Source organism: Bacillus sp. FG16 (genome assembly GCF_057809515.1).
The window spans coordinates 18733-32343 of record NZ_JBMDKC010000033.1; the positions used below are offsets into that span (position 1 = coordinate 18733).

Genomic DNA, 13611 nt, shown 5'->3' on the forward strand with positions numbered 1-13611 from the left:
TAACGAGGTTACAAATTTATTAGGAAAAGGAGAATTTAAATATGGATGTAAAGCTACTAGCACATACGCAATTATCTGAGGGATTTGTTAATTATTTAGCTCTTGTATCTGGTATTGGAGAGGAAGATTTTGATCCTACCCATGGGCAAGTAGTAGCTTTATCGGCAATCCGTACGTGCTACTCGCCAAATAAACCTAGTAGGATTGTATCTTTAGAGGGAGAGAAGTACTTCAAGGGCAAAGCAACTGATGGAAAAGGTGGAAAAGAAGTAGATCGGCTCATTAGACATATTGTGGGTTCAGGGCATACTTCAACACTAGAGCATCTAACATATACCTTTGCAGTAGAAGGAGTTAGCAGAGCGTTACTCACTCAGTTAACTCGTCACCGTGTAGGATTCAGTTATTCAGTCCAATCTCAAAGGTATGTACGCATGGGAAGCGATGATAAGATAGGTGGGTTTGATTATATAGTGCCTGAAACGGTTAAAGCTAAAGGGGAAGAAGTAGTTAAAGTATACAATGAGATGATGTACAAGCTACAAAGTGATTATGATTTACTTAGAACATTAGGAATTCCTGCTGAGGATGCTCGCAGTGTACTTCCAAACGCAGCTACAACTAACCTAGTCTTAACAGTCAATTTACGGGGGCTTTTAGATTTCTACAATAAACGTAGAAAAGGGAAAGGTGCTCAAGCAGAAATCGCAGAGTTGGCAGAACAATTAAGGCAAGAAGTTGTAAAAGTTGAAAAGTGGGTAGACAAATTTTTCGGAAGTGAAAAGTAACAGAAGCCTAACGAGGTTACAAATAAAAGAGCAGCTAGCAAAAGCTAGCCACTCATCTCCAGGGGAATTGGAGACTGGTGTATCTATAGAATTGACGGAATATTTATTTTAAATCTAATTTACTTAAAGTAAACATTCCAACAGCTACAATAGCTGCACCTACTGCAGAACCTAGCCAGTCTCTCCAGCCTAATGTATTTAAAGGTGTATCTGTTAGATCCATAATTAAGAAGATAGCAAACATTAATCCACCGAATGCTAAGCATCCCCAAAATGTTTGTAAAGATTTAATGATCTTCTTTTTGAACTTGTTCATATAAAATCACCCTAACTAATACTTTGTATTTTTATAAATAAATTATCGCATGTAAGAAAATTGAAAGTACAGAATATGCAATATTGCATATTGGAGTTTAACAAAATAATCCTTTTAAAGAAATGGAGATTTATAAATGGGGAAGAGTCAACGAGATAAAGGAATGAGACGTGAAAGAGAATTTGCTAGTTTGATAGGCGGTGCTCGTGTACCGCTCTCTGGTGCCATGGACGGGTACTCAAATGATGTGAAGGGTTTAGGTCTTGAATGGGAGGTAAAAGCGAGGAAGGAAGGATTCAAGACTTTATATAACTGGTTGGAGGATGAACGTGAACAGCCAGATGCATTAGCAATAAAAGCGGATAGAAAACCTTGGTTAGTAGTCATGCCGTTGGATACATTTTTGAAAATGGTGAAGGAGTGAGATTATGTTGGATATTGCCCTACCTGTACTTGATAAAGAGGCTACGAAAAAAAATGTTCTCACAGCATTAAATAAATATAGAATTTATTTAAAAAATAATAAGGGGAAGAAGGAAAGAAGTAATTACATTGAAACAATGGATGAAGCGCTTTACAAATTAGAAAGTGAATGTGATCGGGCAATTATTCAGAAATATATGTCTAAAAGTAAGGTTAATAGGTTTGAATTAATTAGAGAATTAAATTTATCAGAAGGTGACTATTATAGAAAAAGAAATCGTGCTTTTTATGCTTATGCCTATGAATTAGGAATTGAGATGGAGTTAAACAAATAATGTAAATTTTTATATTGTGATTTAGTAGTGTAATTAGTAAAATGATTATCATACTGCTTTATTTCGAATGGTTTAAATTATTCAAAATAGGCAGTATGAAGGTTAAAAAAATAATAAGAAAAAAGAGAGGGGTTATGAAGGTGTTTAGATATAAATCATTGTGGTTGACAATTATATTATGGATATTATTTTTTATATATCCTTGTTTTAGTAAATTAATTGCCTCTCAAATTGGTGCAACGTGGACGGTTGATATTTATATTGTAATCTTATATTTATCTTGTGCTGCCGCATTTAATTTATTCAATATAGCCTATTGGCATATAAATGAAAAGGTAATGACAAGGAAAGGAGCGGATAAGAAGTTTGGAGAACTAAATTTATATGCATGGACAGGCATTTTACAACCAATTGAAGGGAAGCGGAAAGAAATTGTTGAAAGTGGCAGTGACCAGAACGCTACTCAAGATGTAAAAGCTAATGAAGATGTGTTGGGGAATATTTCTAGACTAAAAGAGAAGATACGCAATTATTTCGAAGAAGATAACGAAAGAATGAGGGCGTTTAAGGCGTACTTAAATGTAGAAGAGAAAGATATGACTACATCAGTTTTACAAACATTTATAGTAGGGATGCTTTCCTCGATTTTTGTCTTTTTAGTAGTTAATGATAGAATTAGATTAATTATAGATCAGTTTATTCCTGAAGAAGTGATAAATAAGATTAATAATTCTAGTTTGTTTTATAATGCATCTGGCGCATTGTTTCTTTTTGGATTACTTCTTATGGTGGTTACTACTATAATAAATAATACGAGTAAAAATAGAGTAAGAGTTTTTCAAGAAGTAACGGATATGTGCATAAAAGACCTAGAAAAAGAATTGGAAGAAAAAGCAAAGGCAAAAGCAAGGCTGGAAGCAGAAACAAAGGCAAAAGCAGAAGAAAAAGCAAGACTGGGAGCAGAAACAAAGGCCAAGGCAGAAGAAAAAGCAAGGCTGGAAGCAGAAACAAAGGCCAAGGCAGAAGAAAAAGCAAGGCTGGAAGCAGAAGCAAGGGTCAAGGCAGAAACAGAAGCGAGACTGGAAGCGGAAGCAAGGGTCAAGGTGGAATCAGAAGCAAGAGCTAAAGCGGAGCTGAAGGAGAAAAGATGGAACCAGACACGAAGACAAAGGTGTAAACATCTGCGTTTTCAAAGAATAAGCAAAAGATCAAAGTAAGCTAAAAAGTAAAAGCATGTGTCCAAAGCACATGCTTTTATTTTTTCTAAATTAACTGTAGGGATATTTTTAAGGAGAGAATAAAATCGTGGAAAAAGTTGTAAAAGAATATTTTTCACCAAGTAAACAATATAAAGCTGAAATAATAAAACGAAAAGATTGTTTGTATACAATGGAAGTTTATAGGTGGATGGAAGATTGAGGATATGAGTTTTGGAGCTCTATGTCACAAGGACTGTCTTTAATAGATTGTGAGGAACAAGCGGGAGTGGTGGCTGTTGAACAGTTGAAGGTTTATTCTGGAGAGCATTTTTAGTAATTTAATAAGAATATTATGTATGTCAGGACGTATTATAGGAGTCTAGGAAAGAAAATTAGTTTAAATAAAAGATAACCACTTGTTCTTACGGGTGGTTATCTTTTATTTAAAGTTATAGTGAGTTCGGTGAAGTAGTATAAGCTACTTCTGATAGAATAGTATTTTGGATGTTTATAGATCCTAATATACTAACTGCTTCTGTCTGAATATCGCTATCTAGAGCAGAAAGTTTACCTAATCCGATACATTCTTCTAGCATGGAGATAATCTTTTCTTTAGGTTGAGCATGCTGTAATAGGAACTTAGCATGTTCAAGTAGGAATTGTTGTTTTATTGCACTGTATAAGTTATCACTCGAATCATCGTCAGTCTTTTTATGTATTAAGCTCATGCCTTCTTGATAATAACGTATTCCTTCTTTTAGAGACGTATCAAAATTACAATTCATATTTCTAAAATACCATAATCCCCATGTAGCCATTAAATTTGCTTGAGAATCAGTGTTAAGGAAATTTATATCTTGTATACTCTCTAATATAAACTGTGCGTATTCAAAATGTTGTTCTTCTATATATAGACGTGCTATAAAAAAGAAATTCATAGAAGTTAATTCGTCACTATTGTCTGCTGTGAAAGATTTTAAATGTTTAACAAAAGTGTTGATCGATTCATGTAATAATGTATGTATTTCTTCATCATGAATGGTTGTAAGATAAAAGGTATGCATGAGTGCCAAACGTGTTTCCCAACGTTTAAGATTATCCAATGAAGGTGATATCTTATATGATTTCATCGCGAAGTTCATAGATAATTGTAGGTTTGTTAAGCTATCTTTCTTAGAATTTGTATCTTTTTTGCTAAATCCAATTATGGAGTATAGCGATGCTAAACTATCGTTAATTTTGTAAGTATTAGGGAATTTACTATCTAGCTGATTCAATCGCTCAATTGCAATTGAATATTCATTTTTTTGACGTAAGGCATTAATCACTTGGTATTCAAACTCCAAATCAAACTCATCCGTAGTTTCTTCTGCTAATTTTATCACTTCATCAAAAAGTCCGGCCATAATAAAATGTTGAGCCATAAGTGTTTTGTTATTTTCAATACTACTTATGGCTTTTTGAACTACGTTTTTGGTCAGGCTATCAATAGCGTTAGAATTATCAATATTTACATTTCTAATCATTCTATTATTCATTGATGGAATTTTATATCTAGAAAGTGTATCAAGTGTGTCAGACAAATGTGTAAATGGTTTTCTAATAAAAGTAGGTGGAAAACATCCTAGTTGTTGAGAAACAAGAACAAAGAAATCATCAGAATTAAATCCTTTTATAAAAAATGCATATTTTTCTTCAGAGAGAAGATCTGATTTTAGCATTTCAGAGGGAGGATTTTCTTCAAAACCAACCCAGAAGAGACGATGTTCAAAAATTTCTTTTTTAGCTAATAACCTAAAAATAGGATCATTATTACCACTATATCCAATAACAATCCATAAACTTTTCTGGTCAAGTTGGTCAAAAACAGGCTGTAATACTTTAGATTGGGCGTCTACTTCTTCTGTATTACATAGAATAAACCCTGTATGTTGTCCGTGTAAATGAATTACAGATTTGTCGAATAGTAAATCTGTTCTAAACTCAGGAGAGGTAGTCATATCATAAATAGCTGGGAATTCATTGACTAGGGAACAAGCACGTTGAACTAAATTGTCAAAATTAAGTGTTAAAATACGATTTATATATCCATGTTTTAATAGTTGAGCAATAGCAATGTGTGTCCAGTTAATTTTTGCGTCTTTTACAATTTGAGAGATCAAATTTTTACGCTCGGAAGGTGTAAGTTTAGACATACAATTAGGATAGTCTTTAATTTTTGCGCGCTTGAACTCCCCAGGAAACTCCTTTTTTATAGTTTCTACCATACCTTGTGCTGCAGGAATATTTGCTGTTACAGAACATCCAGCTCCAATTAATAAATTTACATTTATATTGTTTTCCTTAGCTTTTTTTAAAGCCGAAACAACATCATCTAATTCACGATATATGTTGGTATTTTCCTCTGCTAAATTTTCATTCTCCAAATTGTCCACTCCTTTAATTCTATATACAAATAATAGCAAATGTTTGATAACAAGTCTTTTATATTTAATAAAAATTAGATAATAAAATGATAAAAAAAATAGTAACCATTCGGATATCATTAAAAGTGTCATAAGAACTGCCACGGAAATGGTACTGTATGTTGTTTCTTGATTTATCTAAATTTCTCGGGTTAGGGCAATTAATTATAGTTTACTCACGAATAAACGTAAGTAAGGGTCCGACCAACGGGGGAGAGGGTTACACCTCTCTTTGAGCCGAGGATGTTCCTTCCGAATGTCCAATTGCTAACCATACTTTCCTCGGTTCAAAGAGGCGTGGGGCACCTCAACACTTTATTTCTCTCTTGAACTTTACCAAACAAATTAGAAGCATCAGCTACACTTACAGATTTGTGTCTATGAGGAACGGTTTTCCGTTTCTCTGACTATATAAGTGGAATTCGCTTGTGTAGTGAGAGAAGCGTAGAAATTAAATATGAAAGTAATAAAAGAACACTGTTATGTAGAGAAGCACAGTCTATATACGGTGTTCTTTTTTGTTTATAAGGAGGGATAGGTTATGCAGGATTTGATTAAGCAATATAACACGACTTTAAGTCAATTGAGGGAAGCGCAGAAGGATGCTAAAGAGGAAGATGTAAAGATTCTCACTGATATGATTAGCGACATTTCTTACTCCTTAGAATGGATGAAAAGGGCGAGAAGACCGGGAACTCGTAGAGGGATTGAAAGGTTAGCAGCTTATCAGAGAGAAAGAGCGTGTGATCCGTTATTAATGCAAAGGTATTTTCGTAGCATGGATGATAACTTATATGAGTGGGACAGTCATCAACAAGAACATGTAATTGGTGAATGGGATAAGATTAGGTTAGAAGATGCATTATCATTGTTAACGGAACGGGAGAAAGAAGTGTATCTAATGTCTAGGGGATATTGTTTAACGTATAGAGAGATTGCTAGATATCTAAACATTACATGTAGTACGGTACAGTCTATGATAGAACGTGCTGAAAAGAAAATAACAAGACAGGTAAATGAGAGCCTCTTCTGCAATTGCGGATGAGGTTTTTTATTTGGGTGATTATATACAATTAAATCCATGGTATTATTTGGTTGTATGCAAGTGGAAGTTAGGAGGTCGATGGAGAGAAACAATAACAATTGAATTTATTATTTAAGAGAGAATAAAGATCTTAGTTGGAGGCGGGGTTAATGAGTATCAAATGTATTTTTTGTTTAAATGAATTTGAAAAAGGTTCAGAAGAACATGTATTTCCAGATTCTTTGGGAGGTAATTTTAAAATTTATAATGTTTGTAAAGGATGTAATGGAAAGTTAGGAAGTAATGTGGATACTTACTTAGTAAATAATATATTATCTCAATTTGAAAGACTGAATAAAAAAATAAAAGGAAAGAGTGGATTTCTACCCAATCCTTTTAGAAATGGGCACCTTAAAGGAAGCTCAGATTATAAATTGCAGTATAAACTTTCAAAAGATGGAAAACCTGAATCACTCGCTGTTGTACCATATGTTTCAGAAACAAAAGATGGACAAGTATTTGCAAGAGCAGATGCAAGTAATCCTGATAAAGTAGTAGAAATGATTAATAGAAACTTAAAAAGAAATGGAAATGAAGTTAAAACTAAGGAAGAAATATTATCTCAAGCTAAGTATGAAAAAATTGAAAATCCAGAAATGGAAATTAATTTAGCTTTCGATCTGGATAGCTATAAAAAGGCAATAATTAAAATTATTTATGAAATGACATGTTATTGGCTGGGAGAAGAGTACTTAAAAGATCCAATAGGTAAAATATTAAGAGAGTATATTTTTAGTGAAGATTTAGAAGTTGAGGGTTTAAAAGGTTTTGTTGATTTGGTAGGTACGAAGCCACCTACTTTTTTTAATAGGTTTACAGATGATGAATCACATACTGCTATTTTAATAAGAGACAATGAAAAATTATGTTGTTATGTGAATGTAATGGATACCTTTGAAGGAATGATGATGGTTACAGATGAAGCAAATAAGTACGATATAGAAGATAATTTACGTGGTGGAAAGTTTTTAAAGACAGTAATAAAATCTAAAGAAGTTATAGAAAAAGGGTTTCTAGAAGTAGTAAGTCAGGAACAAAAGCGTAGATAATAAGAATGTATAAAAAATATTACTAATTTAGTGATTGGCTATCTAAGTAATATTTTTTATATTTTTAGAGGACCTGTAACACTGCTTATTCCATGAGAAGGATGAAAAAAACAAGCTTAATTGATAATTGTAGAGGTGTTGAAAGGTTAGTTACATATCAGTGTGAAAGAGTGTATGCTCCGCCCTTAATGCAAAAGAAAATAGCAAATCGGGTCAATAAGTACCTCTTCTGTCATGAATGGTGAGGAATTAATTTTGAAAATATTATAATATTTTCCTTTTTCCTTTATAATGAATAAGTAAATAATATTATTATAAGGGAGATTTGTATGCTTAGGGATATTAAAAATTTTTTATTGAAAACCTACAAAAAATATAGTTTAGCTATAATAATAATCTTTATTTTGTTGGTGTTTCTTATTGTGGCTCCTATTATTACTAATTTTGTAATGTTTATGAAAGCGCCTGAAGCCTTAACTCCAAAGGAAGGGATATCTAAAGACTCTGTTTGGGTTGGATTCTTAGGAGCGATTTTAGGGGGATTAGCTTCTGGAACATTAACGTATATAGGTGTATGGAAAACAATAAAGAGTCAAAAAGAAGAGATGTTAGAATCTCGTAGAGCTAAAAGACGAACATTTTTAATCGTAAGTGAAATTTACAACGTTAAAATCGATTTTAGTAATATGACAAAAAAACTTAAAGGGAAAGTATTTAAAACCGAAAATTATAATTTTTATAAGAATGAAGGGAGTAGAGAAGAAAAGTTCAACTTTTGTATAATTGAAAATTTCACTGAAGAATCTGTGGTGAACTGTTCTATTAAAACAGTTATTACATTGGAGGGAAACGAAGAGGAGCTATCTAATGAACTTTTTATGCCTATAATTCACCCGGATGACCAGTTATGCATCCTATTGGACCCCCATCCACACAAGGAATATCGATTCACTAAAATTATATTAATATATCAAACGATGGAAAATGAAAAAATAAAGCTTGAGAGATATTTCAAAAAAGAAAATGGAGGTTATAGTGTTAAAGATGTTTACTCTTTAATGCGAGGCAAGGATGAAGCTAAAGTTTTACTAGAACTTCGAGGGAGTAGTAACGAATGGGAATTTGTGGAGCGTAATTGATAATAGATATTAAAAATTTATATTCCCTGCTTTTTAAGTAGGGAATATAAAAATACCATGATGAATAGTAAATGGGATTAAGTTTTTATTTATGTATAAACAATTTTAATTCTTCGATACTTAGCCATAGTTTACGTCTATGTAACATTCTATGGCAATTGGAACAAACCATTATAATATCCTCAAGTCTAGTCTTTTCTCTTTCTTTTAGTTGAGATACAGGGATTGTATGATGTCCCTCGATATAATCTTTTCCTAATTCACCATATACTTTATGAAAGTCAAAACCGCAAATCTCACAGAAAAGCTTTCCATCATGCTGTTGTTTAAAACGTTCTTTTGCTAACCTAATTACTTTGCTATTACGTTCATAGGATAAATGAGTTCTAAGTATTTGTTTACCTTCAGAAAATTCCTCCTCAAGATCGATGAAATCCCAATCATTATTGTTATCGAAGTTTCGTAATCCCCAGCATCCATTTCCTTTACCATTTACAGCATAAAATAAATCCCGCTCCCCTTTATAAATATCGCATTCACTAGAATGATAATAGATGGTCTTTCTAATTTGTGCACCTATTGATTGTTCATGCTGATATTTACTTAGGTCTATGTTATTACGTTCCATAACTTTTGTTTTAATTTGACTGAGTGTTCCAGCTCCATCTAACTCCGTTAATATTTCTATAATTTCATTTAACCAAGGATTGTTATTTTTCATAGGTATTCCTCCGAGTAAATTATATTTATTATCAGTCTATCTTTTTAAAATTAGTATATCTAAATTTTTGCAATGGAAGCAATTGGTTTTATATAATTGTAGAAGGATTTACCAATGGACAATAGCGGGAGGATTCAAAAAATGAATCAACATACAATAAAGGAAATTCTTAAGTTTCGAGATGATAGAGACTGGAAGCAATTTCATAACCCTAAGGATTTAGCAATTTCTCTTTCTTTAGAGGCTAGCGAGTTGTTGGAGAATTTTCAGTGGAAAAGTAGTGAAGATGCAATAGAACAAAATCTTGAAAACATCAAAGATGAACTAGCTGATGTATTAATTTATTCTATCCTATTGGCTGACCAAATGAATTTGGATATAGAAGAAGTAATTCAAAAAAAATTAGAGAAAAACCAAAAGAAATATCCAGTTGAAAAGTCATTTGGATCGAATAAAAAATATAACGAACTATAGAAAAATAAATAAAATAGAAGAGGTGTAAGTGTATGTACAACGTAATACTGCAACCTACAGGGAATAAAGTAGCTAAATTTAATTTTCAATCCACAATGCGTAATGGCATTGAATTTGAAAAAATTAAGCCTTTCTTACAACAAGAGGATGCTGATAAGTTATCCGAAATTTATAAAGGGAATCTAATCCGTGTTTGGGGGATAACTCCAAGTCCACAAAAGATAAAGCAATGGGAGAAGATTCAAAGAGGAGATATAACTCTCTTTTCAGCTAATAAGCAAATTTTTGCATCTGCTACCATTGCATATAAGGTACATAATTTAGAATTAGCAAAGCATCTGTGGGGAGAAACAGATAGTGGTGAAAGCTGGGAGTATATTTACTTCTTAGATGAAATAAAGCATCAAGCCATTAGTTTAAGTGTCTTTAATAGATTATTAGATTATGAAGAGGGAAATCTAATACAAGGTTTTAGAGTATTAGACCAAGAGAAAAGTAACATAATAATGAGTGCGTTTGATTTGTATAGTTCTTCTTATGCTCCAATCAGTACAAAGGAAGAAACAAAGAAAAACATTAAAGACATTATAGGTGACTTAGAACAAAGTGCCTCATTGGATAATGAGATAAAAGGCAAGGCGAGAAAAGAGCAAGGGATATTACGTGGATATCTGTTCAATGATAAGAAAACGTGTAACTGTGGAATTTGTGGGAAAGAGTATCCTATAGATTTACTTGTAGCTGCACATATTAAGAAAAGAGCATTTTGTAGCATAGAAGAAAGATTAGATATTGAGAATATAGCTATACCTATGTGTAAATTTGGTTGTGATGATTTATTTGAGAAAGGTTACATTACTGTCTTGAATGGAGAAATTATTAGTTTGGTAAATACGGATAATTTACCAGAGTCAGTAAGAGATTATATTGAGAGTCTCCAAGGAAAAGAGTGCTTAACGTGGAATAATGATAATGCTGAGTATTTTGAGTGGCATCTAAATTACCATAAAAAATAAGAGCGTTATATAGTTTTTTCTATAGAACAAAAGGCATCCAGATTGGGTGCTTTTTATTTTTGTTTCTGGTAGTAGATAAGCGAGATATCAAAGGAGAAACGTATATTTGATTAGAAATTAAATTGATAAAAACATCAAAAAACAATCAGAAAATGCATGTAATCTATTTACTTAGGTAAACAGATATGGTATAATAAATATAGAAAGAACGAAAGGGGGGAAACAAATTGGCAAAGTTAGCACTGATACTAGGAATGATACTTACAGCACTAACAATCATTGAAAAAGTCCTAGTCATCCACGAAAAAGTGAAAAAGCTCAAAACCAAACGAAAACGCCCAGCCAGACGTAAACGCAAATGATTTTGAGCGGAAGAGAGAAGCGCACCTTCTCTCTTCTATACACATTATAACAACTTGCCAATTTGTAAACAATATGAAGAAAACAAGTAGTTCATCGAACATCTTAATTATTTTCGTTACACTGTTTTACTTTGCTTATTTTCGAGATTCGATCGAAGCGAGTATTTTTAAAACTGTTTTGGATATCGTGGTAATTATTCTTTTAGTTCTTTATATTATAAAAACGTCATTACGACTTTATGAGATTTTTAAAGAAAAAAGAGGTGAATAAAGTGTACAAGTTTGAAGATAAAGAGCAACTGCTTTCTTTTTTACATGATGAGGTATTAACGGCACCAGAGGTAATGGATATTTTAGGGATTAGTAAAGCGCGAATTAGTAAAATGATTAAAGATGGTAAACTTGTTCCATTTAAGAAAATGGAGCGAGTGAGTTTATTTCTACGTGAAGACATTGAAGAGAAGAAGAAAGAACTAGAAGTATTGCGTAGTAAATATAGACCATATGAAGAGGAATAACCGTTCATGTTAGACGGTTGTTTCTTTTTTATATTAAGTTTTTTATAATTAGTTAAATAAATGATTTATAGTTTTGACGATAGGAGAAAAATGAAAAGAGTTTATGAATTTTAATTTGGAATTTTGAATAAAAGTTTCCAATATTAGATTAATAAGTTTTATAATATGAATAATGTATTTCGAATAATCTTTATAAAGTAAAAGGAGATAAAAATGGAAAAACATCTATACAATCAATTTAATATTGAAGATTTAATTGAAAATGAATTTAAGCTAAACGAAGAAAAATATTGGAACTATGCGAACGAATACCCTTATTATACAGAATATGGAGATGGTACAATCTTTAACCCAGTTGTAGCTCATTTTCATGAAAGTAAAGATGACTCAAGGGAACAGCATATCTTAGGTCTAATGATGCCGATAGATGAAATTTTAAAATATAAGGATATTGCCAATCCTGATACGTGGAAAATAATTGCAGAGAATTATCCTTTGGCTGGAGGTATATATGTCTTTTATGGTGAAGATGGTACTCCGATATATGTAGGAGAAACAAAAAATTTTTTAAATAGGTTGCGTGAGCATATTTCCGGGGAAGCTAATACAAAGGTATTTAAAAAATTTCATAACACATTTCATCCATGTAATTATTTTGCAAGTGTAGAATTGTATAAGTTAAACGTTGAATCCGAAGCTGATAGAAAAGTTATTGAAAGAATGATGTTTTACTATAAAAAACCTTTACATAATTGGACTACAGAAAAGCTGAAATATCCTGAAGAGAATGAAGTAGGAAGAAAGTATTGGAGGTATTTGGATGCTTGTAAAGGTGATGCGAGGGAGAAAAGTATAGTATTCACAAAACAATATCTAGATAAATTAAAGGTACATTTTGGTCATCTTAGTAAAGAAGATTATTGTAAAAAGTATAAAATTAAAAACGGTGTTGATAGCGTAGATTGGTCGATTGAATATAAAGAAAAGGTTTAGAGTTAATTGAGATTTAATAAAAATGATTTATAGAGTTAAAAGGCATGTCAAGAGATGCATTTTATTTTTTTGTTTGTTAATGTACTTAGAGTGTATTAAATAAAGAAAAAAGAGATGAAGATTAAATCATCTCTTTTATACGTTCTTATTTTCATTAACACCTAAATGTTTTTTTAGTGCATCTTGTAATACTTGAGAGTAGTTTACATTATTAGCTTTTCCCATTTTATCAAGCCAATGAGGAATAGTTAATGTTTTCTTTACTGCTTTATTTTCAATTTCACTACGGAATGGTGGCATCCATACTTCAATAAAGCCAATAACTTGATTCTCTTTAGTTTGGATAGAAGCTGGATTAGATGCTGGTGGAATAATGCCTTTATTTTCTTCTATTTCATATAGGTGAGTTGCTAACGTCTTTTTAGCCATTTCAAAGGCATCTTCATAGTTAGTACCATTAGCATGACAATCTGCAAAGTCAGGAAATGTAACAGTAACCTGCTCATTAGAAAAATCAAAAATAGATGGGTAGATGTAGCGGTCTTGGTAAGTGCTCATTTGTTTTCCTCCTGCTAAATATAGTGTAATGGATTTACTTCTTAAATTTCTTGATAATCGAAATGGCAAAGACCAGAATCCATAAAATAATCACTATTAAGTAGATAGTGTCTAACATTTGTAAATTAGAAAAGTCGGTCACAATAAAGAAACGAATTGTTAAAAACAAAC

The 13611-nt window shown here is 32.0% G+C and carries 16 protein-coding genes and 1 pseudogene; 13 read left to right on the top strand and 4 right to left on the bottom strand.

The features are described from left to right. The first annotated feature begins 41 nt into the window (after positions 1-41). On the top strand, positions 42-788 hold the full coding sequence (gene thyX, locus ACODS7_RS14180; RefSeq protein ID WP_243169281.1) for an FAD-dependent thymidylate synthase: 747 nt from the start codon (positions 42-44) through the stop codon (positions 786-788). A gap of 103 nt (positions 789-891) precedes the next feature. On the opposite strand, the gene ACODS7_RS14185 is transcribed toward thyX, so the two are convergent. After that, positions 892-1104 (bottom strand): hypothetical protein, encoded by a 213-nt coding sequence (locus tag ACODS7_RS14185; RefSeq protein WP_243169280.1) that lies wholly within the window; start codon positions 1102-1104, stop codon positions 892-894. Positions 1105-1240: 136 nt separating this feature from the next. Between ACODS7_RS14185 and ACODS7_RS14190 the strand changes: the two genes are divergently transcribed. The 4 genes and pseudogenes from ACODS7_RS14190 to ACODS7_RS14205 all read left to right on the top strand — a co-directional run bounded on the left by ACODS7_RS14190 (position 1241) and on the right by ACODS7_RS14205 (position 3395). After that, positions 1241-1528 (top strand): hypothetical protein, encoded by a 288-nt coding sequence (locus tag ACODS7_RS14190; RefSeq protein WP_000520472.1) that lies wholly within the window; start codon positions 1241-1243, stop codon positions 1526-1528. A 4-nt stretch (positions 1529-1532) separates the two neighbouring features. Beyond that, on the top strand, positions 1533-1862 hold the full coding sequence (locus ACODS7_RS14195) for an ArpU family phage packaging/lysis transcriptional regulator (RefSeq protein WP_243169279.1): 330 nt from the start codon (positions 1533-1535) through the stop codon (positions 1860-1862). 140 nt (positions 1863-2002) lie between these two features. Next, positions 2003-3079, top strand: coding sequence for a hypothetical protein (locus tag ACODS7_RS14200; RefSeq protein ID WP_488826922.1), 1077 nt, complete (start codon positions 2003-2005; stop codon positions 3077-3079). A gap of 88 nt (positions 3080-3167) precedes the next feature. Next, positions 3168-3395: pseudogene (locus ACODS7_RS14205) on the top strand (hypothetical protein). A 115-nt stretch (positions 3396-3510) separates the two neighbouring features. On the opposite strand, the gene ACODS7_RS14210 reads toward ACODS7_RS14205, so the two are convergent. Next, entirely contained in the window at positions 3511-5496 is a 1986-nt protein-coding gene (locus ACODS7_RS14210) for an SIR2 family NAD-dependent protein deacylase (protein WP_243169239.1), read from the bottom strand. 571 nt (positions 5497-6067) lie between these two features. Here ACODS7_RS14210 and ACODS7_RS14215 point away from each other — a divergent pair. The 3 genes from ACODS7_RS14215 to ACODS7_RS14225 all read left to right on the top strand — a co-directional run bounded on the left by ACODS7_RS14215 (position 6068) and on the right by ACODS7_RS14225 (position 8798). Then, a complete protein-coding gene (locus tag ACODS7_RS14215; RefSeq protein ID WP_243169238.1) occupies positions 6068-6571 on the top strand; it encodes a sigma-70 family RNA polymerase sigma factor in 504 nt (167 codons plus the stop codon). A 149-nt stretch (positions 6572-6720) separates the two neighbouring features. After that, positions 6721-7659 carry an HNH endonuclease gene (locus ACODS7_RS14220; RefSeq protein ID WP_243169237.1) on the top strand — a complete coding sequence of 313 codons (939 nt, stop codon included), beginning with the start codon at positions 6721-6723 and terminating at the stop codon, positions 7657-7659. A 329-nt stretch (positions 7660-7988) separates the two neighbouring features. Continuing rightward, positions 7989-8798 carry a hypothetical protein gene (locus ACODS7_RS14225; protein WP_243169236.1) on the top strand — a complete coding sequence of 270 codons (810 nt, stop codon included), beginning with the start codon at positions 7989-7991 and terminating at the stop codon, positions 8796-8798. An 85-nt stretch (positions 8799-8883) separates the two neighbouring features. Here ACODS7_RS14225 and ACODS7_RS14230 read toward each other — a convergent pair whose 3' ends face one another. After that, the gene (locus tag ACODS7_RS14230; RefSeq protein ID WP_243169235.1) at positions 8884-9519 is read right to left on the bottom strand and encodes an HNH endonuclease; all 636 of its coding nucleotides are present in this window, start codon (positions 9517-9519) and stop codon (positions 8884-8886) included. A gap of 141 nt (positions 9520-9660) precedes the next feature. On the opposite strand from ACODS7_RS14230, the gene ACODS7_RS14235 reads away from it, so the two are divergent. From ACODS7_RS14235 to ACODS7_RS14255, 5 genes are all read left to right on the top strand, one after another. Beyond that, complete coding sequence (locus ACODS7_RS14235) at positions 9661-9993, top strand: nucleotide pyrophosphohydrolase (RefSeq protein ID WP_243169234.1); 333 nt, start codon at positions 9661-9663, stop codon at positions 9991-9993. Positions 9994-10025: 32 nt separating this feature from the next. Next, on the top strand, positions 10026-11009 hold the full coding sequence (locus ACODS7_RS14240) for an HNH endonuclease (RefSeq protein ID WP_243169233.1): 984 nt from the start codon (positions 10026-10028) through the stop codon (positions 11007-11009). Positions 11010-11236: 227 nt separating this feature from the next. Next, positions 11237-11371 (top strand): hypothetical protein, encoded by a 135-nt coding sequence (locus ACODS7_RS14245; RefSeq protein WP_001086026.1) that lies wholly within the window; start codon positions 11237-11239, stop codon positions 11369-11371. A 239-nt stretch (positions 11372-11610) separates the two neighbouring features. Then, positions 11611-11889, top strand: a complete 279-nt coding sequence (locus ACODS7_RS14250) for a helix-turn-helix transcriptional regulator (protein ID WP_243169232.1) — start codon at positions 11611-11613, stop codon at positions 11887-11889. Positions 11890-12102: 213 nt separating this feature from the next. Beyond that, on the top strand, positions 12103-12882 hold the full coding sequence (locus ACODS7_RS14255) for a GIY-YIG nuclease family protein (RefSeq protein WP_243169231.1): 780 nt from the start codon (positions 12103-12105) through the stop codon (positions 12880-12882). A gap of 135 nt (positions 12883-13017) precedes the next feature. Here ACODS7_RS14255 and ACODS7_RS14260 read toward each other — a convergent pair whose 3' ends face one another. Continuing rightward, positions 13018-13440, bottom strand: coding sequence for a type II toxin-antitoxin system HicB family antitoxin (locus tag ACODS7_RS14260; protein ID WP_243169230.1), 423 nt, complete (start codon positions 13438-13440; stop codon positions 13018-13020). Positions 13441-13611: the final 171 nt, after the last annotated feature.